This window comes from Acidimicrobiia bacterium (assembly GCA_036396535.1).
Taxonomy (GTDB): domain Bacteria; phylum Actinomycetota; class Acidimicrobiia; order Spongiisociales; family UBA5794; genus DASWKR01.
The window spans coordinates 110,377-135,202 of record DASWKR010000035.1 but is presented as its reverse complement, the minus strand read 5'-3'; the positions used below and the strand labels follow the sequence as shown (position 1 = coordinate 135,202).

20 protein-coding genes are annotated in these 24,826 nt (G+C 69.3%); 12 read left to right on the top strand and 8 right to left on the bottom strand.

Annotated elements, in window-relative coordinates; all coding sequences use genetic code 11:
• Window positions 1-3: 3 nt before the first annotated feature.
• Complete coding sequence (locus VGC47_06590; GenBank protein ID HEX9854963.1) at window positions 4-1,404, bottom strand: mannose-1-phosphate guanylyltransferase/mannose-6-phosphate isomerase; 1,401 nt, start codon at window positions 1,402-1,404, stop codon at window positions 4-6.
• Between the two features lie 100 nt (window positions 1,405-1,504).
• Here VGC47_06590 and VGC47_06585 point away from each other — a divergent pair, with 100 nt between their 5' ends.
• Window positions 1,505-2,722, top strand: a complete 1,218-nt coding sequence (locus VGC47_06585) for a cysteine desulfurase-like protein (protein ID HEX9854962.1) — start codon at window positions 1,505-1,507, stop codon at window positions 2,720-2,722.
• Window positions 2,723-2,738: 16 nt separating this feature from the next.
• On the opposite strand, the gene VGC47_06580 is transcribed toward VGC47_06585, so the two are convergent.
• Window positions 2,739-4,790: a chloride channel protein gene (locus VGC47_06580; GenBank protein ID HEX9854961.1), complete on the bottom strand. Its 2,052-nt coding sequence runs from the start codon at window positions 4,788-4,790 to the stop codon at window positions 2,739-2,741.
• Window positions 4,791-4,884: 94 nt separating this feature from the next.
• Here VGC47_06580 and xseA point away from each other — a divergent pair, with 94 nt between their 5' ends.
• Window positions 4,885-6,291 carry an exodeoxyribonuclease VII large subunit gene (gene xseA, locus VGC47_06575; GenBank protein ID HEX9854960.1) on the top strand — a complete coding sequence of 469 codons (1,407 nt, stop codon included), beginning with the start codon at window positions 4,885-4,887 and terminating at the stop codon, window positions 6,289-6,291.
• Complete coding sequence (gene xseB / locus VGC47_06570) at window positions 6,288-6,497, top strand: exodeoxyribonuclease VII small subunit (GenBank protein ID HEX9854959.1); 210 nt, start codon at window positions 6,288-6,290, stop codon at window positions 6,495-6,497. The genes xseA and xseB overlap by 4 nt, the downstream gene beginning before the upstream one ends.
• A gap of 46 nt (window positions 6,498-6,543) precedes the next feature.
• Here xseB and VGC47_06565 read toward each other — a convergent pair whose 3' ends face one another.
• Genes VGC47_06565 through VGC47_06555 form a run of 3 tightly spaced genes read right to left on the bottom strand, consistent with a single transcriptional unit; the run spans window position 6,544 to window position 8,865 of the window.
• Window positions 6,544-7,149: a hypothetical protein gene (locus tag VGC47_06565; protein ID HEX9854958.1), complete on the bottom strand. Its 606-nt coding sequence runs from the start codon at window positions 7,147-7,149 to the stop codon at window positions 6,544-6,546.
• A gap of 4 nt (window positions 7,150-7,153) precedes the next feature.
• Entirely contained in the window at window positions 7,154-8,080 is a 927-nt protein-coding gene (locus VGC47_06560; GenBank protein ID HEX9854957.1) for a conjugal transfer protein, read from the bottom strand.
• The gene (locus tag VGC47_06555) at window positions 8,077-8,865 is read right to left on the bottom strand and encodes a hypothetical protein (GenBank protein ID HEX9854956.1); all 789 of its coding nucleotides are present in this window, start codon (window positions 8,863-8,865) and stop codon (window positions 8,077-8,079) included. The genes VGC47_06560 and VGC47_06555 overlap by 4 nt, the downstream gene beginning before the upstream one ends.
• 125 nt (window positions 8,866-8,990) lie before the next feature.
• On the opposite strand from VGC47_06555, the gene VGC47_06550 reads away from it, so the two are divergent.
• Genes VGC47_06550 through VGC47_06540 form a run of 3 tightly spaced genes read left to right on the top strand, consistent with a single transcriptional unit; the run spans window position 8,991 to window position 13,732 of the window.
• Window positions 8,991-9,263: a WXG100 family type VII secretion target gene (locus tag VGC47_06550; protein HEX9854955.1), complete on the top strand. Its 273-nt coding sequence runs from the start codon at window positions 8,991-8,993 to the stop codon at window positions 9,261-9,263.
• A 42-nt stretch (window positions 9,264-9,305) separates the two neighbouring features.
• A complete protein-coding gene (locus tag VGC47_06545) occupies window positions 9,306-9,632 on the top strand; it encodes a hypothetical protein (protein ID HEX9854954.1) in 327 nt (108 codons plus the stop codon).
• Complete coding sequence (locus VGC47_06540; GenBank protein HEX9854953.1) at window positions 9,629-13,732, top strand: FtsK/SpoIIIE domain-containing protein; 4,104 nt, start codon at window positions 9,629-9,631, stop codon at window positions 13,730-13,732. Before VGC47_06545 ends, VGC47_06540 begins: the two co-directional genes overlap by 4 nt.
• A 22-nt stretch (window positions 13,733-13,754) precedes the next feature.
• On the opposite strand, the gene VGC47_06535 is transcribed toward VGC47_06540, so the two are convergent.
• The gene (locus VGC47_06535) at window positions 13,755-15,206 is read right to left on the bottom strand and encodes a YibE/F family protein (GenBank protein ID HEX9854952.1); all 1,452 of its coding nucleotides are present in this window, start codon (window positions 15,204-15,206) and stop codon (window positions 13,755-13,757) included.
• Window positions 15,207-15,253: 47 nt separating this feature from the next.
• Here VGC47_06535 and proC point away from each other — a divergent pair, with 47 nt between their 5' ends.
• From proC to VGC47_06510, 5 genes are all read left to right on the top strand, one after another.
• Window positions 15,254-16,072, top strand: a complete 819-nt coding sequence (gene proC / locus VGC47_06530; protein ID HEX9854951.1) for a pyrroline-5-carboxylate reductase — start codon at window positions 15,254-15,256, stop codon at window positions 16,070-16,072.
• Window positions 16,073-16,074: 2 nt separating this feature from the next.
• Window positions 16,075-16,992, top strand: a complete 918-nt coding sequence (locus VGC47_06525; GenBank protein ID HEX9854950.1) for a proline dehydrogenase family protein — start codon at window positions 16,075-16,077, stop codon at window positions 16,990-16,992.
• A 77-nt stretch (window positions 16,993-17,069) separates the two neighbouring features.
• Window positions 17,070-18,266 (top strand): hypothetical protein, encoded by a 1,197-nt coding sequence (locus tag VGC47_06520; GenBank protein HEX9854949.1) that lies wholly within the window; start codon window positions 17,070-17,072, stop codon window positions 18,264-18,266.
• Window positions 18,267-18,326: 60 nt separating this feature from the next.
• Window positions 18,327-19,049 (top strand): PspA/IM30 family protein, encoded by a 723-nt coding sequence (locus VGC47_06515; protein ID HEX9854948.1) that lies wholly within the window; start codon window positions 18,327-18,329, stop codon window positions 19,047-19,049.
• 180 nt (window positions 19,050-19,229) lie between these two features.
• The gene (locus VGC47_06510) at window positions 19,230-19,754 is read left to right on the top strand and encodes a DUF5698 domain-containing protein (protein HEX9854947.1); all 525 of its coding nucleotides are present in this window, start codon (window positions 19,230-19,232) and stop codon (window positions 19,752-19,754) included.
• 61 nt (window positions 19,755-19,815) lie between these two features.
• Here VGC47_06510 and VGC47_06505 read toward each other — a convergent pair whose 3' ends face one another.
• The gene (locus VGC47_06505; protein ID HEX9854946.1) at window positions 19,816-20,820 is read right to left on the bottom strand and encodes a hypothetical protein; all 1,005 of its coding nucleotides are present in this window, start codon (window positions 20,818-20,820) and stop codon (window positions 19,816-19,818) included.
• Between the two features lie 2 nt (window positions 20,821-20,822).
• Window positions 20,823-22,208 carry an MBOAT family protein gene (locus tag VGC47_06500; protein ID HEX9854945.1) on the bottom strand — a complete coding sequence of 462 codons (1,386 nt, stop codon included), beginning with the start codon at window positions 22,206-22,208 and terminating at the stop codon, window positions 20,823-20,825.
• Window positions 22,209-22,358: 150 nt separating this feature from the next.
• On the opposite strand from VGC47_06500, the gene VGC47_06495 reads away from it, so the two are divergent.
• Window positions 22,359-24,548, top strand: coding sequence for a heterodisulfide reductase-related iron-sulfur binding cluster (locus VGC47_06495; protein HEX9854944.1), 2,190 nt, complete (start codon window positions 22,359-22,361; stop codon window positions 24,546-24,548).
• The last annotated feature ends 278 nt before the right edge of the window (window positions 24,549-24,826 follow it).

Here is a 24,826-nt window from a genome sequence, read left to right as displayed (position 1 = left end):
GGGTCAGCTCCTTCCGTAATCGTCCTCGAGCCGCTCGATGTCGTCCTCGCCGAGATAGCTTCCTACCTGCACCTCGATGATCTCCAGGTCCGTCTCACCATCGTTCATCACCCGGTGGACCGAGCCGACGTCGATCGAGACCGTGTCACCGCGCGAGACGGCGGTGCGCTCTTCGTCGACCGTGACGACACCAGTTCCTGCGACCACAGTCCATTTCTCGGCGCGATTGCGGTGCCGCTGGAGAGACAACCTGCGACCAGCCGAGACGGTGAGACGCTTCACCTGGTACCCCGAACCCGTCTCGAGAACCTCGAAGGATCCCCACGGGCGTCGCTCTCGCCGGTTGCGCTCCGCCTCGGGGCGGTCGCCGGCTCGGAGACGGTCGACGACGCCCTTCACGTCCTGGGAGCGTTCCTTGGCCGCCACGAGCAGCGCATCCGGCGTGTCGACCACGACCACGTCGTCCAAGCCGATGGCAGCGACCAGCCGGCCTCCCGCCCTGACGTACGAGCCGGTCATGTCGATCGCGATGACGTCGCCGATCGTCACGTTTCCCGAGGAGTCGGGGCTCGACAGCTCCCACAGAGCCAACCACGACCCGACGTCGCTCCACCCGGCATCGAGGGGAACGACCACCGCGGCGTCGGTGTGCTCCATGACGGCGTAGTCGATCGAATCGCTCGGCGAGGAGCCGAAGGCGGTGGCGTCGAGGTGGATGCCGTTGTCCCTCACGGCGCCCGCCACCGCATGGCGCACTGCGGCGACGATGTCCGGGCGCCGCCTCTCGAGCTCTTCGAGGAATCGGTCGGCTCTGAAGAGGAACATCCCGCTGTTCCAAAGGTGATCGCCCCCGGCGACGTACCGCTCGGCGGTGGCGAGATCCGGCTTCTCGACGAAGGCGGCCACTTCCCTGATGGATCCCGAGAGCGGCTCGCCCATCTCGATGTAGCCGTAGCCGGTCTCGGCGCTGCGAGGCACGATCCCGAACGTGACGAGGCGACCCTCCTCGGCGAATGGCACGCCGGCTGCAACTGCTTCCCTGAAGGCGGGCTCGTTCTCGACGACATGGTCGGCCGGGAGCACCAGCAGCAGCGACGCCTGGTCATCGACGAGCAGAGCCGCGGCTGCCAGCGCGGGTGCTGTGTTCCTGCCGATCGGCTCCAGCACCACCCGGTCGGGGTCGTGTCCCGCCGCGGCGAGCTCGGTGGCGACGAGGTGATGGTGGTCGGCGTTGCAGACGACGATGGGTGGAGCGGCCTCGGCAACCCCGACGAGTCGGTCGATGGTGGCTCGCAGCATCGTCCGGTCGTCGACCATCGCCAACAGCTGCTTCGGGTGCGCCGGCCGCGAGAGCGGCCACAGGCGCGTGCCGCTGCCTCCGGAGAGAATCACCGGGACGATCATGCCGCCACCGTACCCGCTCCGCGAGCCGCGTCCGCGTGTCTCGCTCGTCGAATCGGGTTGCCTCTCGGGGCCCCGGCTGCCGTGATACGTTCCCTCCCCAATGGGCTTCGACGTCGCCGCGGTTCGGTCACGATTCCCGGCTCTGGCGCGTCTCGTGGACGGTGTCCCAGCCGTCTACGTCGACGGCCCGGGAGGCACCCAGGTCGTCGAGACCGTGATCGAGGCGATGAGTGCCTTCATGCGGCGCGGGGGGTCGAACCTCGGAGGCCCGTTCGTGACGAGCACCGAGACGGAGGCGGCGGTCGAAGAGGCCCGAACCGCTGCGGCCGATCTGTTCGGCGCGGCGTCTTCGAGCGAGATCGCCTTCGGCCAGAACATGACGAGCATCACGCTGTCGGTTAGCAGGGCGCTCGCCGCCACTTGGCGGCCCGGAGACGAGATCGTCGTGACGAGGCTCGACCACGACGCCAACGTGTCGCCGTGGCTGATCGCAGCGGAGCACGCAGGTGCCACGGTCCGCTTCGTCGACTTCGATGCCTCCGACGGGTCACTGACGCCGGCCATGTTCGACAGCGTGCTCGACGACCGCACCCGGCTCGTCGCCGTGACCCATGCGTCCAATGCGATCGGCACGATCGTCGATGTCGCAGGAGTCGTCGAGCGTGCCCACGAGGTTGGTGCCCTCGTGTACGTGGATGCCGTCCATCACGCCCCGCATGGGCTGATCGACGTTGCGGCGAGCGACTGTGACTTCTTGGTGGCGTCGGCGTACAAATTCTTCGGGCCCCACACGGGCATCCTCTACGGGAAGCTGGCATTGCTCGCCTCCGTGCCGGCCGTCAGGATTCGGCCTGCCCCTTCCGACCCGCCCGGCAAGTGGGAGACGGGAACGCAGAGCTTCGAGAGCCTCGCCGGCGTCACCGCGGCGATCGACTACCTCGCCTCACACGGACCGCCCGGTCGGCGGCGACCCGCCCTCGTCGGTGCGATGGCTGCCATACGGGGTCACGAAACGGCGCTCGGTGACCGGTTCGTCGACGGGGTGGCGGGATTGCGGCGCGTTCGCCTGTACGGCGCACCGACGATGGAGGGGAGGGCACCGACGTTCGCCATCGGGGTCGAGGGGAGGAGCGCCCAAGACGTGGCGCGGGCCCTCGGCCGCCAGGGGATCTTCGTGTGGCACGGCCACTACTACGCCCTCGAGGTGATGCGACACCTAGGCGTTCTCGACAGCGGGGGTCTCGTCCGGGTCGGGCTCGCCCACTACAACACGCCGAGCGAGGTCGATCGCGTGGTCGCGGCGCTCGGCGCCTTGTAGCGGGCGGCGGCGGCTGTCAGCGGACGGGATCGTCGCTCGGCTCGAGCACGAAGGCAAGGTCGATCCTGGCGTCCCCCGAGCCGAATGCGGTGATCGTGTCCCCGACCGACAGCGTGGTGTCACCGTGCGGAATGAGCACGGATCCGCCCCTTCTGATCGACACCAGGGTGGCGTCCTCGGGCCACACCAAGTCACGAATCGCCTTGCCGGCTGCGGGGCTTCCCGCCGGAACGGGCACCTCGAAGAATGACGCCCCGGGAGCCAGGCGGGCCTTGAGCCGCTCCCGGTACACCCCGCGGTCCGTGGCGGTCCCGAGAGCGTGGTGGTACGCCCTGACGACGCTCTCTCTCCGGAACATGCCGACGAGTTGGGAGGCATCGGATTCGGCGACCACCGGCATCCTGCCGATCCCGAGGGCGGCCATCCTCGCCAGGGCCGCCGACACAGGCATCGACGGGGTCACGGTCACGGGCCTGGCGACCATCACCTCCTCGACGGGGACGTCCTCCGAGGCGCCGCCCGCCCGCTGGATGTCGTGGAGGGTGATCAACCCGACCAGGCGCTCGCCATCGGCGACCGCCAACCCGTGATGGCGCTCCTTGGTGAACACGTCGAGCACGTCGGCCGTGCTCATGCCGGGGCGCAGCTTCGTCGTCGCCGGGGACATCACCTCGCCCACCGTCACCATGTCGAGGAGGTCGATGTCCTCATGGCGCGGCAGATGGATGCCGCGCCTCGTGAGCGGCAGGCTGTAGACGCTGTCGCGGTGCACCCGTTCCGAGATGAAGGTCGCCAGCGAGGTCGTGAGCATGAGTGGCAGGACCAGCCCGTAGTCGCCCGTGATCTCGAACACGATCAGGATCGCCGTGAGCGGTGCCCTCCCCATGGCGGCGAAGGCCGCCGCCATGCCGACGACCGCGAAGGCGCCCGGATCGAGCGAGGAGAATCCCCACACCGGTGCGACGAGGAGAGCGAGGGCGGCTCCCAGGTGAGAGCCGACGAAGAGGCTCGGCATGAAGGCTCCTCCCGATCCTCCCGAGTTGATGGTGACGGCCACTGCGGCCGTCTTGCCGATCGCCACCGCGATGAGTGTCACCCACAGCAGCTCCGAGGTCGCAGTCAGTCTGACGAGCGACGTGACGACCGCCTGGCCCGTGCCCAGCAGGTCGGGCTCGGCGACGGCGAGCGCCGCCACGAGCAGCCCGCCGATGACTGGTCGACGCCACGGTCGCCCCACCCGGCGCGCGGCCATCTTCCCAGCGGCGCCGATGGCGCGTAGGAACAGCACACAGACGGCTGCGACCAGCAGCCCGAGCGCCACGTAGAGAAGCAGCTCCTGGGGTGCCTTGAGCGAGTGCGCCGGAGCGGACAGGAGCTGTTCCTCGCCGACGAGGGTGCGGGTCGTGACGGCCGCCGAGACCGAGGCGACGACGACGGCATTGAGGTGGCGTACCGAGAAACCGCCGAGGATGACCTCCATTGCGAACAGCATCCCGGCGATCGGCGCGTTGAAGCTGGCACCGATCCCGGCGCCGGCCCCCGCCGCGATCAGGCTGCGGATCTGGTCGTCGCCGAACCGGGCGTATCGGGCGAATGACGACCCGATGGTCGCCCCGACCTGCACGACGGGACCCTCGCGGCCCGCCGATCCGCCGAAACCGAGGGTTGCCGCCGTCGCCGCGATCTTGGCCCCGATCGAGCGGGTCGGCAGGTAGCCACCATGGAGGGATAGCCCCACCATCGTCTCGGGCACGCCGTCGCCCTCGATCTCCTTGCCGAATCGTGCCGCGATCGCCCACGCCACCACGAGGCCGAGGGGCACGAGCAGCAGGGGAGCGAGCCGGGTCGACCCGAGTGCGTCGCCGATCTCGCCGGACAGGTCGGCGACCACCTCGATCGCCGTCACGAGGAGCGAAGCGCCCAGGCCGACGAGGACGCCGACCGCAACGGCGGCGACGAGGAATGCCGCCGTCCCCCTGTAGGGCGGCCTCAGCGCGATGAACCGCTGGAGCGCCGTACCGAGGGATGAGAGAGCCGTCCTGACCCTTCCGAGCACCCTGGACCACATGCTCGAAACCTAGTGCCGCCCGGTCGACACTCCGCGACCCTCCTCGGCGAGGCCCCGGGTCATGGTGTCCGCCGCGTCAACTACCTTCACCTCCGTGATCGAGCCGACCTACACGGTGCCGGAGCTGAACCGGGCCATCGCCCGGGTGGTCGCACGCGCATTCCCGGAGCAGGTCTGGGTCCAAGGGGAGATCCGCGACATCACGCGCGCCGCATCCGGCCACGTCTACTTCACACTCGTCGACGCCGATGCGGGCGAGCCCGGCAGTGTCCCCGAGAGCATCCTCCCGGTGACGTTGTTCGCCTCCGACAAGGAGGCGGTCAATCGCATGCTCAACCGCTCCGGGGCGATGAGGATGACGGACGGCGTCGCGGTGCGCATCAGGGGCTCGCTCGGCCATTTCGCCGCCCGCGGCACGGTGCAATTGCGCATGACGTGGATCGACACCGAATACACGCTCGGGCGGCTGGCGACCAGTCGGGATCAGCTCATGCGAGCACTGGCGGCCGAAGGGCTGGTCGACTCCAATGCCGCCCTCCCCGTGCCGCTGGTGCCGCTGCGCGTCGGGCTGCTCACCAGCGTGGGGAGTGCGGCATACGCCGACTTCGTGGACGAGCTGGCGGCGAGCGGGTTTGCCTGGTGCGTCGAGCCGGTCGACGTCAGGGTGCAGGGCCAGGAGGCCGAGCAGTCGATCCTGGCGGGCCTGGCGACGCTGTCGGGCCGACCCGTCGACGTGATCGCCATCGTCCGCGGAGGAGGGGCGCAGACCGACCTCGCCGTGTTCGACGGTGAAGCGATCGCCAGGGCAGTGGCTGCCTGTCGGCGGCCGGTCTTCACCGGGATCGGCCACGAGGTCGACGAGACGGTTCTCGATCGCGTCGCCGCCAGGTCGTTCAAGACGCCAACCGCTTGCGCGGCGGGACTCGTATCCATCGTCACCGGTTTCGTTGCCCTGCTCGCAGATCGGGAGGCCAAGGTGTCTCGGGTGGCACTGCGAGTGCTCGGTGCCGAGGAGCGTCGTCTCGATGATCGGGCGGCGCGGGTGACCGGCGCGGCGCGGCGCCGCATCTCGCAAGCCATCGTCGAGGTCGGTGCCGTGCGTCACCGCGCCGCCACGACGACCCGAGCCGCCGGGCGGTCCAGCAGAGAGCGGCTCTCCGACGCCGGGCACTCGGTGGTGGCGGTTGCCGGCCGTCGCGCCGGCATCGAGCGAACTGCCGCCACGGACATGCGGAGACGCCTGGCAGCGGCCGCACCCGAACGGATCGCCAGAGCGACTGCGAGACTCGGAGACATCCACGGCCGGGTGGAAGGGCAGAGCCCGACCAGGCTCCTGGCGCGCGGCTGGTCGGTGACCACCACGGAGGCCGGCAGGCTCGTCACCGACCCGATCGACGTCGCCTCGGGCGATGTGCTCTCGACGCGTGTTGCCGGCGGCTCGATCAGGAGCATCGCAGAGCCCTTGCCGCGACGACTGCCCGACGGGAGAATCGGGTCATGAGCGAGCCGGCCAGCTATCGAGACGCCATGGAGGAGCTCCAGTCGATAGTCGGCGACCTCGAGCGCGATGACGTCGACATCGACGTCCTCTCGACGAAGGTGCGGCGGGCATTCGAGCTCATCGAGTTCTGCAGGTCCCGGATAAGCGCCACCGAGTTGGAGATCAGCCAGGTCGTGGCGGCGTTGGAGCGTGAGGACCCGGATTGAGGCTCGACCGGCGACCTCGACGGACGCCGAGACCTGGTGGGCTCGCTCATCTCTCCGGCAGAGCCGCGGCTATGGCTCGCACCACGGTGCCCGTCGACGCCCCCACCAGCTTCCCGTCGCCGGCCAGCCAGTAGCCGAGCGCTCCTCCGTCGACGGCGTCGACCGTGCAGTCGTGTATCGAGTCGTCGCGCCAGCGCGCTCTCACGCTGAAACGGCCAGGGGAGGCGTCGTACACGAGCCGCTTCAGGCCATGCGACTGCCGGGCGGTGGCGTCGAGCACGACGCCGGTCAGCGGAGAAGGACGCATGCGGACCCCGGCGAGGTCGGCGATGTGGAACGTCAGCGCCGAGACCCTCGCATGACCGAGCTCGTACGCTCCGTCGGGTCTCGACCGTCCGACGACGGCGGACTCGGGCGTCGCCCACACGGTCGCCTTCGATCGCCTTGATCCGGCGACGACGTCGACTCGGACGATGAGGGCCGGGTCATCGAGGATCTCGGCGAGGTCGGCGGCGACGGGGTGGAGGCGGCCGCCGACGAGCAGCCCGGCATCCTCGAGCCTCTCCACGGTCGCCGCGTCGAGCCCGGCCGGCGTCCTGCCGTAGCGAATACGAAGCGCCTCCGGCACCAGGTCGGCGGGCACGACGATCACAGGGTCACCCACCTTCCGGCCCGCCCACGACGGGCACGCCCGGCAACACTGCCGACACCAGCCACACGTCCGAGTTCCGCTCGATCTCCACGGTGTAGTCGAGCACCTCGGTCGCCCCCGCGGACGTGGTTCCCGTCACCACGGCCCTCATCAGCGTCGCTCCCTCGATCTCGGCCACGCGGAGGTCGTCGACGTCCACCGACTCGAACGGGTGAGGGACGACAGCGACGATGCGCGAGCTCGGTGTGACGTATCGCCCGAGCTCGGATCCACCCACGAGCAGCGCATCGAAGAACCCGTTTGCGAGGGTGGCCATCTCGGGATCGGCAGGTCCTTCGACCAGAGCGAGTGGGGCTTGGGGCGCCGCTTCGGGGCCTGCCACCCTGGCCGGCAGGGCAGGGGCCGTGAGGCGGCCCTCGGCCTCGATCACCCCCACCTGGAAGTACTGGATCCCTGCCGGGACGTAGCCGTCGTCGCCGAGGTCGAGGACGTCTGCGGCAACGGTCACCGACCAATAGCCGGCGTCGACCTCTTCGACGGCGATGGCGGCCGTCCCGGTCACGTAACGGGTGTTCGGCGCCATCGCATCCTCGGGGAGACGGCGTGGCGTGAAGGCGTCAAGCGTTCCGCCGCTCCCGGCTGCCGTGAGGAACGTCGCCACGTAGAGCTCGGCGAATCCGGCGACCGCCACCGTCGGATGTGATGGTCCCGGAGGCGCCTCGACTGCGCGTCCCGACCGGGCGAGCCACGCTCCGGCTCCGGCGACGGCCAGGATCGCCACCGCCACCCCGATCGCCAACACCCGCGGCGGGATGGATCGCTCATGAGGAGCGGCGGGACGGGCAACCATCGGCGCCGGGCGCCGCGGTTCGGAGCCGTCGAGGACGAAATCATCCTCGTCTTTCACCGGCTCGAGGTGGGACATCGTCATGAGGAGGTCCCTTCGATCACCGGCAGACGGACCTTCTCGCCCGGATAGATGAGATCGGGATCGCCCGAGCGGAGCCGATCTCGGTTGGCGTCGACCACCCGCAGCCAGTAGTCGGCGGTCTCGGCCGCACTCCGCGGCTCACCCTTGACCGCCTCGAGGTGCATCTCTGCGATGGACCAGAGGTTGTCGCCGGCGACGACGTCGTGGATCGCCGGGCCGTGATCGACGCGGCGGCCGCCTCCCGGACGGGAAGATCGCTCGGCGGTTCCAGAATCGTCATGGGTCGAGGTCGGCGTGTATCCCGGGCCTCCGGCGCCGGGGGGCGCCACCCCGTCCGGGCGACCGGACTCGGGGGCGACGGGGATGGGCAATCCGTCACTCCCGATCTCGAAGATCACCGGCGGGGGCGGGCTCGCCATGGAGGCTGCCGGGGCGGCGAGCGTCGCCGCGGTCAGCGTCACGGCTGCTGCTCGCTCGACCGCCCTGCGAATCACCGGGAGCGTGCCCGGCCTCGCCAGCCGCACGACGGCGCCGATCCGACCGACGACGGCGCCGAGGTAGAGCACCGTCGTCGCCGCCACCCAGTAGGCGACCGCCAGCGCCGACACCCGCAAGGCTGCAGCCAAGACGTCCTCCGGGTGACGGGTCGCCGACCAGGCCGGGAGGTCGGTCCAATCGATCTGGAAGAGCTCGATCCGGCCCAACCGATGGAGTGTGGCGATCGTTGCCGCCTCGAACGTGAGGAGGGCGACGAGGTTGCCGAGCCTGCGAGCCGATCCGAGCATGTCCGTACGCTACGCATCTCGAAGCGCCTCTGTCAAGCGTCAATATCGTTTGACAATCGTAGAACAACGTCATATGGTCTGCGCCGCAGTGGACGGGGAATCCGCCCGAGTGGAAAGGAAAGGCCATGTCGGCGATGTTCGGAGCAAACCTCGGCGATCTCGTCGCCCTCAAGTCGTTGTTCGACGGCAAGGCGACGGAAGTGGGGTCGTTGAGCAGCACGCTCAGCGGGAAGCTCGCCCCAGGGGCGACGGCGTGGACCGGTCCGGGCGCCGAAAAGTTCAGAGCGGCCTGGAGCAACGACTTCAAGCCGGCGCTCGGCAAGCTCGAGGAGGCGCTTCGTGAGGCGTCGGTCGCAGTCGGCAAGTATCACGACAACATCGAGATCGCCACGCGATAGTGCGTCCCGCTCTGCCGGAGGGCGCCCCGACGAACACGTCACGTGACACCCGAGCAACTGTACGGGCTGGCAGCCGACAAGCGCGTCGAGGCGGCGGGTCTCGAGGGAACCGCCGGCCGCCTGCGATCGATCGCCGCCACCATCCGCGGGTCGCTGGCGGACATCCCGGCGATGTCGAGGCGGGTGTGGGAGGGTCCCGCCGCTGACCAGCTCGAGGACGAGGCGGCGACCAGGAGCGCAGCCGTCGATGCCCAGGCGGACTCCATGGTGCAGGCGGCTGCCGAGCTCGAGGCGCGTGCGAGGGTCCTGCGGTCGGACGCCGCTCGCCTCGACGGAGAAGCCCTGGGCATGGGAGCCGCCTTCCCGTGATCCGGTCGAAGTTCGAGGTCGTCCTGCGGGTCGGCGGCGTGGAGTACGAGGTGACGCTCGACGTGCGGGACGGTGATCTCAGCGTCGCCGGGCTGCTCGCCGAGATCGGCGTCGCAGGCCCGCTGGTCGTGGACGGCATGCCTGCCGACTCGGGTTCACCGTTGCTCGGCTGTGGGGTTCATCGGGGGTCGATCCTCGAGCTGGGGGGTGGCCCCACCCGAGCACCGGTGATCTCGCTCGTCGGAGTCGCCGGACGTGTCACGGGGCGCCGGCTCGATCTCCCACCCGGGGCCTACGACGCCCTGGCCGGTCCGTGGTGCGAGCTGACCGCGCACGCCGGGCTGGTCGTCGACGCGTCCGGCCGACTCGACGTCCTGCCGGTCGTGACGCCCGTGTCAGTCGACCAGGCGGCTGCCGAGGCGGGCTCCGCGGTGGAGGCCCGGTCGACGATCGCCTGGGACGGAGGCACCGCCGTCGTGATCCTCCGGCCCGCCCAGCCCTCCACCACGTCCGGTGGAGCCGTGGTCTTCAACCGTCCGCCGCGCGCCGAGTTCCCCGCTGAAGTGCCTCCCTTGAGGCTTCCGGACGAACAGCCGTCCTCGCCGCCCAGCCCTCGCTTCGGCTGGGCGGCGTTCGCGGCTCCCGTTGTGCTCGGGCTGGTCCTGGCTCTTGCGTATGGCCCGATGATGGCGATCGTCGCCCTCGTCGGCCCGGTTGTCGCGGTCGCCGGCTGGGTCGAGGACAGGCGGCGATCGGCCCGAGAGACGGCACAGGCTCGCCGCGCCGTCGATGGGGGTCTCGCCCTATTCAGGGAGCGCCTGGTGGAGGCGGCCTCGGCCACGATTCGCAGCAGGGTGCGGGCTTCGCCGGGCCCGGAAGCGGTCGTCACGGCCGTCGTGCGTCGCGACCCGCGTCTCTGGGAACGGCGACCGTGGCACGACGACTTCCTCGAACTCGGCATCGGCACCGGTTGCGTGCCGTGGCGTCCGCCGCTCGGCAATGCCTCCCCTTCGGCGGCCGTCGCCGGCCTCGTGGAGGAGCTCTCTGCCCTCCACGACGCGCCGGTCGTCGTGTCCCTCAGGAGGGAGACCGTCGTCGGGGTGGCCGGACCGAGGAGGCGCGCCCTCGGGATGGTCCGCTTCGTGATCGTCCAGGCGGCCGCCCTCCACGGTCCATGCGACCTCGGGATCGTGATCGCCACCGACCGGCCGGGCGATTGGGACTGGCTGAAGTGGCTCCCGCACCTCTCCGTCGCCGGCGGTCTGCGAGCGGTCGTCACCGAACCGGGCGACGCGCTCGCCGTGCTCCACCCTCTCGTCGTCGCCGACGACGAGGGCCCCTCTCGCAGGACGACCCTCGTCGTCGTGGACGTCGGCGACGCTTCATCGCCGGAGCACACGATCCTGCGCGACGTGCTGGCGGCGAGCTCCGCAGGCCGGCTCTGCGGTATCGCCATCGCCGACGCCGTGTCGAGCCTGCCATCGGCGTGCGCCGCCATCGTCGAGGTCGACGAAACGGGCTCGGCCGTCTTGCGAATCCCCTCGCGTGGCGAGCGAGTCACCGGCGTCGACACTTGGTACTACTCGACGAGCGCGGCCCGGGCGTGTGCCCGGTCACTCGGCGAGCTGGCCGATCCCGACTCGAGGACGTCGACCGACGTGCCGGACAGGGTCGATCTCCTCGATCTGCTCGGGATCGAGACGCCGACCGCGGACGAGATCGGTAGCCGCTGGGCGAGCCGTGACTCCGCCGACGCCGTCCCGATCGGAGCCGGCCGGGAAGGGGTCGTCGTCGTCGATGTGGTGCGCGACGGCCCACATGGTCTCCTCGCCGGGACCACCGGTTCCGGCAAGTCCGAGTTGTTGCGATCCCTCGTCGCCTCGCTGGCGGTGTGTCACGGACCAGACGACCTCAACTTCGTCCTCGTCGACTACAAGGGTGGCAGCGCCTTCGACGCGTGTGCTGCGCTGCCCCACACGGTCGGGATGGTCACCGATCTCGATGGTCATCTGGCGCAGCGGGCACTCACGTGTCTCGAGGCCGAGCTCCTCTATCGAGAGCAGAGGCTGCGAGAGGCAGGAGCAGGCGACATCGACGCCTTTCACGCGCTCGATCGAGAGGAGGCCCTTCCACGCCTGCTCGTCGTGATCGACGAGTTCGCCGCCCTGGCGAAGGAGCTGCCCGACTTCATGGCGGCCCTCGTGGACGTGGCACAGCGGGGGCGCTCGCTGGGGGTGCACCTCCTCCTGGCGACCCAGCGGCCCGGGGGAGTCGTCAGCGACAGCATCAGGGCGAACACGAATCTCCGCATCTCGCTTCGCGTCCACGACGGCGCAGACTCCGCCGACGTCATCGGGATCCCGGATGCCGCCGCGATCGGGCGCCACCAGCCCGGGAGGGCGTTCATGAGGCGCGGTCCCGGCGACATCCTCGCCTTTCAAGCCGCCCAGGTCACCGGCGTCACGGCCGGTGGCCGGGGAGGGAGGCTCGCCATCGAGCCGTTCGTGCTCGCCTCGAGGCAGCCGCGTCTGGCGACCGCCCCACAGCAAGATCAGCCGAACGACCTCGAGCTCATCGTGGCGGCAGCAGGCGAAGCCGCCAGACGTCTCGGAATCCGCCAACAGAGGCTCCCATGGCCCGAACCTCTGCCCCGGGTCGTCAGCGACGCCGATCTCGACGCCGGGGACTCCTCCGAAGGCCGGATCGCGACGCCCATCGGGCTCGCAGACGAGCCGCACCGTCAGCGCACCGCGGTCGCCTGGTGGTCGGCGGACGACGGCAACCTCATCGTCTACGGAGTGGGCGGCAGCGGCACGTCGACGACACTCGCAGCGCTCGTCGTCGGCCTGGCGCGCCGATGCGCCCCCGACGACCTGCACGCCTACGTGATGGACTTCGACGACCAGCTGCTGGCGCCGCTGGTGGACCTGCCGCACGTCGGGGCGGTGATCGGGGCCGGAGAGCGCGACAAGCAGACCAGACTGCTCAGATACGTGCTCGATGAGATCGCCAGGCGGCGGGCGTTGGCAGCGAGCGGCTCGCTCGGCGCCAAAGCACTCCCGGTCGTGCTCCTCGTCGTCGACAACTACGCCGGCCTGGCGGCCGCCTACGACGATCCGGCGGACATGGCGATCAAGGGGACGGTCGCTCGCATCGTCGCCGACGGCCCGGGTGTCGGGGTCTGTGTCGCCATGTCGGCCAAGCAACCGGCGGACGTGCCGGCACAGATCGCCGGGCAGGTTCCTGTGAAGCTCGCCATGCGGCTCACCGATCGCTACGACTACACCAGCCTCGGAGTGCCGGCGGTCGAGCCGCCGGACGCTCCCGGCAGGGCGTTCGAGTCGGGGTCAGGACGAGAAGTGCAGGTCTTCCTGCCGGGGGGCGGCGACCTGGCCTCTGCGGTGGCCGACGTCGCTCATCGGGAGGCCTCCGTCAGACCATGGGTGATCGAGACCCTGTCGAGCGAGGTGAAGATCCCCGAGATCGTCGACCGCGGAAGGATCTTCGACCTCGAGTGGATGATCCCGGTCGGCATGGGCGACTCCGATCTCATGCCTGCCGGATTCGTGCTGCGGGACGCCGACCACGCGCTGGTGACGGGCCCGGCCAGGTCGGGGAAGTCGACGGCGCTGGCGACGATCGCCTGTGTCGTGAAGCGAGCTCGGAGGGAGGTGTTCGTGACGGCCATCGCACCACGCAGGTCGGCGCTGGCGGACTCACCCGACATCGACGTGCTCCTCACAGAGGCGGCCGAGCTCGAGCGGCTCTCCGACGTCGCCGGACTCCACCTGGTGCTTGTCGACGACGCCGAGTCGGTCGATGACGCCCACGGCCACATCGCCTCGCTCGTCGCCCGGCGCGATCCGGCCGTCCACGTGGTTGCAGCAGGGTCTGCGGACCTGCTGCGCTCGGCGTACGGCCATTGGACCAGCGACGTGAGGAGGTCCCGGATCGGAATCGCCCTGCGACCGAACGTCGCCAGTGACGGCGACCTGTTCCAGGTGTCGCTACCGAGACGGGGTCCAGCGCACTTCCCGCCGGGGCGTGGCTATCTCATCGGTGACGGAGCCACCGAGCTCGTCCAGGTCGCCTGGCAGTGACGGGGCGTTGCCCGGGGGACCGTCATCGGTGACCGCCTGCCTGCCTGACCGGTCTGTTCGAGGCCACCAGGGCCGCCAGCCACGTCGTCAGCGGCACCGCCGCCACGAGGCCGATGCTGCCGACGAGCGTACGGACGACCTCGATCGCGACCACCTCTCCGTTCACTGCCGCTCCAAGCGACTGCCTAGCCAACACGAACAGGATCATCAGGGGAAGGGCCGCTCCTGCGTATGCGAGCAGCAGCGTGTTCACGGTCGCAGCGATGTGGTCTCGGCCGATGGCGATCCCTCTGCGCCACAACTCCACCATCGAGAGCGAAGGGTTGGCGGCACGGAGCTGCCAGACGGCCGCCGCCTGCGTGATCGTGACATCGTCGAGGGCGCCTGCCGCCCCGAGCACGATTCCGGCCAGCACGAGCCCGGGAACGTCGATCCCCTCGAAGATGCTCAACAAGGTTGCCTCTTCGGAGGCGAATCCCGAGAAGCGGGACAGGGATACGACCACCCACGAGAGCACGGCCGTCAGCCCGAGCGCTGCGATCATGCCGAGGAGCGCCACGGTCGTCCGCGGACCGAACCCGTGAGACCCGTAGAGGGCGATGACGGCGATGGCGGCCGCGCCGAAGACGGCCACCAGGACCGGGTTGCGGCCGTCGAGTATGGCCGGGAGGACGAACAGCAGGAGGACTGCGATCGAAGCGAGCAGTCCTCCGATGGCGGCGACGCCCTTCCAGCGGCCGAGGGCGACTACGGCGACGACGAAGACGATCGCAAGCCACAGCAGCACGCTGCGCCGCTGGAAGTCGGCGAATTGATACTGGGTCGCCACGGTGGGCCGGGCTGCCGACGTGACCACCAGGTCCCCACCCTGGTCGAGGTATGTCACGTCGACGCTCTCACCGGGCAGCAGGAACGAAACGGGATCGTCGTCCAGCACCTCGACGACCGCAGGTGACCCGCCTTCGATCGCCACGGACACCGTCCAGCAGGTCGAGGCGTCGTCGAAGCTGCAGGGATTCTCGACGGAGCCGAGCACGGTGGCATTCGGCGCCCGGTACGAGAGGATGGCGGTGTCACCGACTGCGAAAGGCGGGGTCAACGGGCCCTCGACGAAAGCCTGCTCGTAGACCGACCCGGCGTCCGGGCCGGCCCGCAAGGTGAACGACACGTCGGAGCAGATGGCGGCCTCGTCGAACTCGCACGGAGCCGAGGCGACGCCGGTGACGGCGGCGGCGTGGAACTCCGTCGGGATACCGAGCTCGGAGACCGCACGGGCCGCGGCATCTCGCGACTCGCCGGTCGGGCGGAGGAGGACGATGCCTACGACGATCACGACTGCTATCACGACCGGGGCGACGGCCAGGCCCCGACCGCGCGATCTTCCGGTTGGGGGCGGCGGCTCGTCGGCGAAGGCGAGCCAATCGTCGAGATCGCGCTCCGCATCGTCCTCGGACCGCCGCGGCGTGTCGGCCATGACGCGCAGGGTACCGGCCAGCCGGCGGCGAGCCGTATCATCGCTCCGTGCACCCGACCGTCGCCATCCTCGGCGCTGGCTCGCTCGGCGAGATCATTGCTTCCGGGCTCTTGCGCGCCGGCTGGCCCGAGGAGAACGTGACCCTCGCCGCCAGACGCGAGGAGCGCGCCCGCGAGACCGAGCGGCGTACCGGGCTCGTCACCCTGGTCGACGCCGGCAAGGTCGCGCAAGGCCGCCAAGTCCTCGTGATCGCGGTCAAGCCCAAGGACGTTCCCGGCCTGCTGGCGGAGTTGCAGGGGGTCGTCGACGAGAGCCAGGTGGTGGTGTCCGTTGCCGCGGGCGTACCGATCTCGGTCTACGAGGCCGCCCTCCCGGGCGTGCCCGTCGTTCGCTCGATGCCGAACACGCCGGCGGCCGTCGACGAGGGCATGACCGCCTATTGCACGGGAACGCACGTCGATCTGGGGGCGGAGGAGAAGGCGGCCGCGGTGCTGGGCGCCGTCGGCAAGACGATCCACCTCAGCGAAGACCTCCTCGATGCCGTGACCGCCGTGTCCGGGACGGGCCCGGCATACGTCTTCCTGCTGGCGGAGGCCCTCACGGAGGCGGCGATCAGGGAAGGTCTGCCCCACCACGCCGCCGAGTTGCTCGTCGACCAGACCATCCGCGGCGCTGGTGTCCTGCTGTCGGAGTCCGAGAAGAGCGCCTTCCGCCTGCGTGGTGAGGTCACCTCGCCGGGCGGAACCACCGCGGCGGCGATGCACGTGCTCGAGGACGGCGGCTTTCGAGCGCTCATGGAGGATGCGGTGCGGGCCGCGGCGCAACGGTCGCGCGAGATGGGCGAGGCGGCCAGGGGCGAGGCCTGACGGTGCCCGGGAGGCTCGGCAAGGCGCTGATGATCGTCACCGAGAGGCCCATCGTCCGCAAGATGTTCACCGAGACACGCCCCGGACGAGCACTCGCCGCCAGGTTCGTCGCGGGCGAGTCCCTCGACGAGGCCATCACGGTCGCCAAGCGCCTCAACGCCGAAGGCTTCAGCGTCTCGCTCGACCACCTCGGCGAGCACGTCGAGGACGCGGCAGCCGTTGCGGCAGCTCGCGACGACTACCTGGCGGCGCTCGACGAGATCGGAGACAGCGGCCTCGACGCCAACGTGTCTGTGAAGCTGACGCAGCTCGGGCTCGGCCTCAGTGACGGCCTCGTGGCGGAGTCCCTGGCTGCGCTGGCGCGGCGTGCCCAGGCGGTCGGCACCACGGTCACAGTCGACATGGAGGAGAGTGCCTACACGGCTGCCACCATCGACCTGTACTCCGCCGCCCAGGCGGACCACGGCAACCTCGGCGTCGCCGTGCAGGCCTACCTGAGGAGAACGGCGTCCGACCTCGAGAGGATCATCCCGCTCGGTGGCCACATCCGCCTCTGCAAGGGGGCGTATCTCGAGGCGGAAGGTGTCGCGTTCCAGCAACAGGAAGAGGTGGACGAGAGCTACGACCGGCTGCTGACCGTGCTCATGGCGGCGGAGAGCGTCAGGCCGGCCATCGCCTCCCACGACGACGACAGGATCGCCCATGCCCGCCGGCTGGCAGAGCGGCGCCCGGGGAACTACGAGTTCCAGATGCTGTACGGCGTGCGAGGGCCCTTGCAGCGCGACCTGGTGGCTCGTGGTTATCCGGTTCGGGTCTACGTGCCGTACGGTGTCGCCTGGTACCCGTATCTCACGCGGCGGCTCGCCGAGCGACCCGGCAATCTCCGGTTCTTCCTGAGGGCCGCCGCCGGCAGGCGGTGACGGTTGCGGCTGCACCCGCCGGGTGACTCTGCTGCCCCGAAGGATGGCGAACGCCACCCGGCATCTAACCTGCCCGCATGACTCTGCGTCGTGCCGGGGTGGCCCTTCTCGGCATCACCTCGTGGCTGGTACTCGCCGGATCTCCGGCGCTGGCGGCGGAGCCGGACGAGGTGGCCGCCGAGGTCGTCGATCAGGGGTTCTACGTCGAGGACGGCTCCTCCGCCACGGCCGCCGACATCGGGCGAGTCGTCTCCGACGTGCGCAGCGAGGGAGAGAACCTCACGCTGGTCGTCCTCGCCAGAGAGCCGCCCGCCGGCGCAACGACGTTCGCCGGTGCCGTGTTCGAGCGGCTCGGCTCCTCGATAGTCGTGGTCCTGGCGCCCGAGACGGTCGGCTTCGACGGGATTCCCGAGGTGTACACGGACATCGAGATCCAGGCGGCGCTCGAGCGAGCCGTCGACGTCGGAGGCGACGACGCAGCCGTCGCCGCCACGTTCGCATCGACCCTGACCGAAGCGCCGATCGACGACGCCGGGGAGGGTGGTGGCGGAGGGGCCGGCCTCCTGTGGCTCCTCCTCCTGGCGGTGGGCGTCGTCGGCCTGTTCGTATGGCTGGCGGTGCGAAGCAGGAGGAGATCCGCCGCCGATGCAGCAGGGCAGCTCTCCAAGGCGCGCCACGCAGTCGAGCAGCAGATGAGCGCACTCGCCAACGACATACTCGACATGGAGGACGAGGTCCGTTCTGCAGACGACGTCGGAGCCGACGGCTTCTATGAGGAGGCGGCCCAGACGTACAGCGAGGTGTCCGATGCGTTCCCGGCCGCCGAGACGCCGGAGCAGCTGATCGGTCTGTCCAACCGTCTCGACACGGCCATCTGGCAACTCGACTCGGCCGAGGCGGTCCTCGACGGCAAGCCCCTCCCGGCCCGCCCCGAGTCGAAGCGGCTGGAACCGGCCGCCCGGGTGCCGTCGCCAGGCGAAGCAGGCAGCACAGCCGGCGAGCAGGTCCAGTACGAGAGGAGGCCGACGAGGCGCAGCTCGTACTCGGGACCTTCGATCACCGATCTGCTGATCGTGGTCGGGGGCGCGGTGATGAGCGGCAGGGGGCGGTCGGGACGCCTCAGCGGGATGGTCGGCAGAAGGACACCGCCGGGGCGGACGAGCTCCTCGGGTCCGGTGCCGACCCCGTCGCAGCTGGACCGTCGGACCGCCGGCGGGGAACGCCAGGGCAGCGGCGGCCGACGGGTGAGAGGCGGCAAGCGCCGCAGGGGTTGACGGCAGAGAGCACCGCTCCACCCGCCGTTAGACTCCGCCTCCCTGCGAGGAAGGACACACATGGGTTTCTTGAGGCGGTTGTGGGGCTACATCGCGGCTCTGTTCAGGACGAGCGCCGAACGGGCGATGAATCCTGAGATCGAGATCGAGCAGGCGATCACCGAGGCTCGCAGGCGCGACCAGGAGCTTCGCAACCAAGCAGCCAAGGTCGTGGCACATCGCACCCAGCTCGAGAGCAAGATGGAGCGTGCCGCAGGAGATGTGGGCGAGGCCCGCGAGATGGCCAAGCAGGCTCTGCTGCGCGCCGAAGGGGGCAGGTCCTCCGGCGATGCCGCCGAGCAGGCGAAATGGACCCAAACGGCGCAGTCCATCGCCATGAAGCTCCAAGCGGCGGAGAACAACTTGGCGACGCTCAGGACCCAGTACGAGACGGCAACCGGCCAGGCCGAGAGTGCCAAGGAGGCGGTCCAGCAGAACGCCATGCGGGTTCAGGAGCTGGCGGCGCGACGCATGGAGCTGCTCGGGAGCCTCGAGGCAGCCAAGATGCAGGAGTCGGTCAACAAGGCTGTCGACACCCTCTCGAACACGATGGACTACGACGCCCCGTCACTCGACAAGGTCGAGGAGAAGATCGAAGCCCGCAAGGCCGAGGCCATGGCCAAGGCCGAGCTTCGTGAGGCCACGCCCGACGGTGCCGAGGCCGAGCTCAAGGAAGCGATCAACGTGGTGCAGGCGGACGCCAAGCTCGAAGAGCTCAAGGCGGAGCTCGGACTCACGTCCTGACGGATCACCGACCGGGCACTCCGCCGTCTCCCCGAGCTTCCACTCGAGCCGATCCTGGTTCACCGGGTCGGCTGCGGAGGAGGCTCCCTCAAGTTACGCATCCACCCAACCGATGAGGGGCGCGACCGCTCCGTCGGTCTCGTGCACAAGTCCGTCACCTCGTTAGGGTCCCGCCCGGCCATGGTCGTCTTACTCACCGTCCTCGGAATCATCGCGCTGCGCCTGCTCGACGTCTCGGTCGGCACGCTGCGCATCACGAACCTCGTTCGCGGCAAGCGCTTCGTCGCGGGCATACTCGGCTTCTTCGAGTCGCTCTCCTGGGTGGTTGCCGCGGGTCTCGTTCTGAGCGACCTCGACGAGTGGTACAAGGTGGCGGCCTATGCCGCGGGCTTCGGGCTCGGAACCGCCCTCGGGGGGTCGATCGACAGGTGGATCGCCGACGGTCAGGTGATGGTGCGGATCATGGCTCCCATCGAGACACCGCCGGTCGCCGGCCGGATGCGAGATGCCGGGTTCAGGGTCACCGTGGTGAACGCCGAGGGGCGCGACGGCGAGGTACGTCTCACGATCTCGGCGATCTCGCGCAAGCGACTTCCCGAGGCCCTCCAGCTCGTCCATGCCGCCAACCCGGCCGCTTTCGTGACGGTCGACGAGGTCGAGGCGGCTCAGGTCACCACCATGAAGGCTGCCCGGATCAGGAAGTGAGCCGCCTCGGCCTCCGGTGGCCGAGGCGCTGCGGCTTCACCGGGACTCTGTCGGGCGAAGCTCACACGTCGCCGATGACGCGCGCGACGTGCCGCGTCAGCGCTGCCACCCCGGACTCGGCGGCGTGGCCGAAGTCGTAGTAGCCGGTGTCCGGCAGGCCGAGCGCGGCCAGCGTCGTTCCCAGGTCGACCGTGGCGACACCCGGGACGTCTTCGAGCACCCGGGCGAACTGCTCCATCGCGTTCGGGAGCCTGCGCTCGAGCTCGGGGAGGAAGTCGGACCGGAGAGGAAGGTGCACGAGGATGACCTGCATGCCGTCGGCCTGGAGCGTTGCAACGAGCTCGGCGAGGTCCGCCCGGTGGCTCGATGAGTCGAAGGCTCCCGGCTCCTCGAGCCTCCCGAACCTCTCGTCGAACTGCTCCGCGGCGTTGATGGTGGCCGGGCCGTCGGCATCCGCAGCGAAGAACTGCAGGCGCCCGTCGGGAGCCACCGGCCCCGTCTCCGCTCCGCCGGCGATGATGTTGGAGATGAGCTGGGGGAGGATCCGCCGGATGGCGTACGTCTTCCAGGTCGCACCGATGAGGAGCGAGATCTCGTCCTTGCCCCCGTACTCGAGACGCTCTCCGAGAGGGAGGAGGTATTCCGTCGTCGGGTCGATCGAGGCAGGACCGAAGACGTCCCACATCTCGACGCCGACCACCGCGATGCCGGCGCGCGACAGCTTCTCCCGGTTGCGCTCGTACACGATGCGTCCGACGACGGCGTCGCCGAACGGCTGGGCCAGGTTCATCACGGTTCCCCCGTCGAGGCCGAGGTCGGCTTCCATCATCCTGGGGGAGAGAGCCGCTTGGATCCGGCTCGAGCCGAACAGCAGGACCTCCGGGTCCGGTCCAGGCTCGATGATGCTGTCCTCGATGGCGAACGTCGCCCCGACGAAGAGGCCGGACGTCAGCCCCATCGCCGCCTTCGACCTGGCGACGCCGAACTCGAACAACAGGAGCACTGCGACCGCCGCCACCAGGGTGCGGGTCCATGGGCTCGAGCGAATGCGGGAAAGCGTCGTCATCGTCAGAACTGGAAGTAGATGAACGGGATGGCGCTCGCAGACGCGGTGGTCAGCAACACGAGCACCGCCAGGCCGGCGTAGACGCCGCGGCGAGCCGGGGCCCACGATCGGATCGTTCCGGGGTCGGACCATCGCGACTGCGGATGATCGAGCAGCAAGGTGACGCAGACGGCTGCCAACGCCCCGAGCAGCAGGGCGCTGTCGACGCCTGGGCGCCACGTGGCGATGCCGGTGACGAAAGACCACGCCGTCGCCAGGTCGGCTGCCCTGAAGAAGATCCACGCCAAGGTCACGATCGCCATCGTCCTCACCCAACCGGCGACGCCGGCGCGCGGCGGCCGGCCCCGATCTCTGCGGCTGCGCTCGAATGCCAGCCCGACGCCGTGCATCCCGCCCCAGATCACGAAGTTCCACGCCGCCCCGTGCCAGAGGCCGCCGAGCAGCATCGTCACCAAGAGATTGCGATATGTCGCCACCTTGCCGCCCCGGTTCCCGCCGAGCGGGACGTAGAGGTAGTCACGCAGCCACGTCGACAGCGAGATGTGCCAGCGCCGCCAGAAGTCGGTGAGGGAGACCGCGAAGTACGGCTCCCTGAAGTTGACTCCCAGCTCGACCCCGAACGTCAGGGCGATCCCCCTCGCCATGTCGGTGTAGCCGGCGAAGTCGGCGTAGATCTGAATCGCGAACAGGACGACGGCAGCGACGAGCGTCGCCCCGCCGTGAGCGCCGGGGTCGGAGAAGACCGGATCGATGGCCCTGGCGATGGTGTCTGCGATGACGACCTTCCTGAGGAGCCCGGTGAGGAACATCGATGCGCCGGTGGCGAGCTGATGGCGGGTCGGGTTCCCGAGCCGGGCGAGCTGGGGAATGAGGTGGCGGGGGGTCTCGATCGGGCCGGCGACGAGCTGCGGGAAGAAGGCGACATAGAGGGCGAAGAGTCGCAAGCTGCGCTCCGGCTCGATGTGCCGTCGGTAGACGTCGATCGTGTAGGCCATCGACTGGAACGTGTAGAAGCTGATCCCGACCGGGAGGATGATGTGGAGCGTCGGGGCGTTGACCTGGAGTCCGAACGACTCGAACAGCGCGGCGGCGCTCTCGACGAAGAAGCCGAAGTACTTGAACGTGCCGAGCAGCCCGAGGTTGACGGCGACGGACACGGCGAGCAGCGGCCTGGCCGAGGTGCGTCGCCATGCCATGAGCCGCCCGATCGTGTAGTCGACGACCGTCGACAACACGAGCAGCCCGAGGAATCGCCAGTCCCACGCCCCGTAGAACACGAACGATCCGGCGAGAAGCACCCACTGGCGCCGCGCCGTGTCGTTCAGCAACCGGTAGAGGAGGAGGACTGCGACGAAGAGTGGCACGAACTCCCATGAGTTGAAGAGCAAGCGTCCCGCCTTCTCGAGCGCAGTGAGAACTCCATCGGCATGTCAGCACGGAAACCTCAGGGAAACCAGCGAACAGCAGCCTCCCGGTACACTCGCCGTACGGGCGACGACCTGGGAGGGGAGCGCCATGGCGACCCGAGCGAGCGTCGAGTGACGGCCACAGCTGCACCGGAGAAGGGCACGGACGAGCCCGCCACTCCAACGCGGCGGCGCCCGTCGATTCCAGTCGTGCTCCTGGCGCTCGGAGCTCTGGCGGCAGTGGGGACGTTGGTCCTGTGGTGGGCCGGCACCTGGTCTGCCGAGACAGAGCCCGAGATCGGCCGCCGGGTCTTCGGCAACGTGCCGGGCGTCATCGTCGCCATGTTCTACTTCGCCGTTGCCGGGTTCCTGCTCCTCACGTTCCACCTGTTCGCCCTGCGCGCCGCCAACTGGCTGCGAGGGGCCGACGAGGACAGGAGTCGCATGCTGAAACGCCGGCTCCACGAGCTTCGCGAGGGCTTGGCGATGAAGACCCTTCTCGAGTCCCCGGCCGCCGGCATGATGCACGCCGCCATCTACTACGGCTTCATCGTGCTGTTCCTCGGCACAGTGACGCTCGAGATCGACCACCTCTTGCCGGCCGGGTTGAAGTTCCTGCACGGCCCGGTGTACCAGGGGTATTCGTTCACGCTCGACTTGTTCGGGCTCATCTATCTCGGTGGCCTGACGTGGGCGGCCGTGCGGCGCTACGGCACGCCGCCGTGGCGGATCCGTTCCAAGACCCGCCCCGACGACGCCGTCATGCTCGTCACCCTGGCGGCGATCGGCGTCACAGGTTTGCTCGTCGAGGCCGCCAGGATCGCCGTCGCCGGGCGACCATCCTTCGAGGTGTGGTCGTTCGTCGGGTATCCGCTGAGCGCCCTGGTGCCCGCCGGATCTGCCTCCGGGATCCACCAGGCGCTGTGGATGGCTCACGTCGTGACGTTCCTGGTCTTCTTGGTCGTGCTCCCCACGACGAAGCTGCGCCACATGGTCACGTCCCCAGTGAACATGTATCTGTCGCCGCGCCGGCGCCCGATCGGGGCCATGCGGGAGATGCCGAACCTCATGGAGGCGACCGACATCGAGACGGTGGGCGCCGCTGCCACGGCGGAGTTCACGTGGAAGCAACTCCTCGACACCGACGCCTGCACGGTCTGCGGTCGCTGCACGTCAGTGTGCCCTGCCAACACGACCGGTAAGGCGCTCGATCCACGTGAGATCGTCCTCAAGCTGGGCGAGGTGGCCGCACGAACCTCCACGCCCCCCATCTCCACGCCCGTCGCCATCGATGCCGGCATCACCGTGACGGCAGACAACGTGTTCGAGCGGATCACCCCGGAGGAGCTGTGGGCTTGCACCACTTGCCGGGCGTGTGACGAGATCTGCCCTGTGAACATCGAGATACTCGACAAGATCCTCGACATGCGCCGCTACCTCTCGCTCATGCAGGCCGAGTTCCCGTCGGAGCTCGGCAAGGCATACGTCTCGATGGAGAACTCGTCGAACGTCTACGGGATGGCGCAGAGCACCCGGGGCGACTGGACCGACCAGCTCGGCTTCCCGGTGAAGGTGCTCGGAGAGCCTGGGGTGGAAGCCGAGTACCTCTACTGGGTCGGTTGTGCCGGCTCGTTCGACGACCGCAACCGCAAGGTGACGATCTCGACTGCCAGGCTGCTCGACGAGGCTGGGGTGGACTTCGCCATCCTCGGACCGCGTGAGCTGTGCACAGGCGATCCGGCGCGACGCACCGGCAACGAGTACGTCTTCCAGGGCTTGGCGCTCCAGAACATCGAAACCCTCAACGACCTCGGAATCTCCAAGATCATCACCCAGTGCCCGCACTGTTTCAACACGCTCGGCAACGAGTATCCGCAGTTCGGGGGCAACTATGAGGTGATCCACCACAGTGAGCTCCTCGTCCGCCTCGTGGATGAGGGGAAGATCACGCCGCGCAGCAACGGGCAGACGATCACGTACCACGACCCGTGCTACCTGGGCCGCCACAACAGCGTCTTCGTCGCACCGCGCCAGGTCGTCGGCCGCGCCGGTGAGCTCGTCGAGATGCCCCGCAACGGCACAGGCTCCTTCTGCTGTGGTGCGGGTGGCGGGCGCATGTGGATGGAGGAGCCAACCGGCAAGAAGGTGAACATCGAGCGCTCGGAGGAAGCGATCGCCACCGGTGCCGATGTGGTGGCTACCGGCTGCCCATTCTGCTTCGTGATGCTCGACGACGGCGTCAAAGAGCTCGGAGCAGGCGAGCGTGTCCAGGTGAAGGATCTGGCCATGCTCCTGGCGGAGCAGTCGCTCGGCGACGTCTGACCCACACTCGCCGCCACTCAGTGTGACGGTCATCGCCGAGATCCACCACTCTCAGCATCAAGTCTCGTATCGTTCCTGCCGATGTCATCCCAGTTGGCCAGTAGGGACGCAGACATGACGACATGCATCCGATGTGGGTCGGAGACCGAGATACGCCACGCCGCTCCCCAGCATTGCGGCAGGTGCATCCTGGCGTTGGCCTGGGGTGAGGTGGCTCTCCGTGTGCCTCGGCCGGCCAATCCGAACGGCAGGGTCGAGGCCCGGAAGCACTAGCACCA

Coding starts and splice junctions, on each gene's coding strand:
- VGC47_06560 (HEX9854957.1), bottom strand. CDS start 8,080: ATGACGATGTCCCACCTCGAGCCGGTGAAAGACGAGGATGATTTCGTC.
- VGC47_06520 (HEX9854949.1), top strand. CDS start 17,070: ATGACTCTGCGTCGTGCCGGGGTGGCCCTTCTCGGCATCACCTCGTGG.
- VGC47_06585 (HEX9854962.1), top strand. CDS start 1,505: ATGGGCTTCGACGTCGCCGCGGTTCGGTCACGATTCCCGGCTCTGGCG.
- VGC47_06550 (HEX9854955.1), top strand. CDS start 8,991: ATGTCGGCGATGTTCGGAGCAAACCTCGGCGATCTCGTCGCCCTCAAG.
- VGC47_06580 (HEX9854961.1), bottom strand. CDS start 4,790: ATGTGGTCCAGGGTGCTCGGAAGGGTCAGGACGGCTCTCTCATCCCTC.
- xseB (HEX9854959.1), top strand. CDS start 6,288: ATGAGCGAGCCGGCCAGCTATCGAGACGCCATGGAGGAGCTCCAGTCG.
- VGC47_06590 (HEX9854963.1), bottom strand. CDS start 1,404: ATGATCGTCCCGGTGATTCTCTCCGGAGGCAGCGGCACGCGCCTGTGG.
- VGC47_06555 (HEX9854956.1), bottom strand. CDS start 8,865: ATGCTCGGATCGGCTCGCAGGCTCGGCAACCTCGTCGCCCTCCTCACG.
- VGC47_06510 (HEX9854947.1), top strand. CDS start 19,230: ATGGTCGTCTTACTCACCGTCCTCGGAATCATCGCGCTGCGCCTGCTC.
- VGC47_06505 (HEX9854946.1), bottom strand. CDS start 20,820: ATGACGACGCTTTCCCGCATTCGCTCGAGCCCATGGACCCGCACCCTG.
- VGC47_06515 (HEX9854948.1), top strand. CDS start 18,327: ATGGGTTTCTTGAGGCGGTTGTGGGGCTACATCGCGGCTCTGTTCAGG.
- VGC47_06535 (HEX9854952.1), bottom strand. CDS start 15,206: ATGGCCGACACGCCGCGGCGGTCCGAGGACGATGCGGAGCGCGATCTC.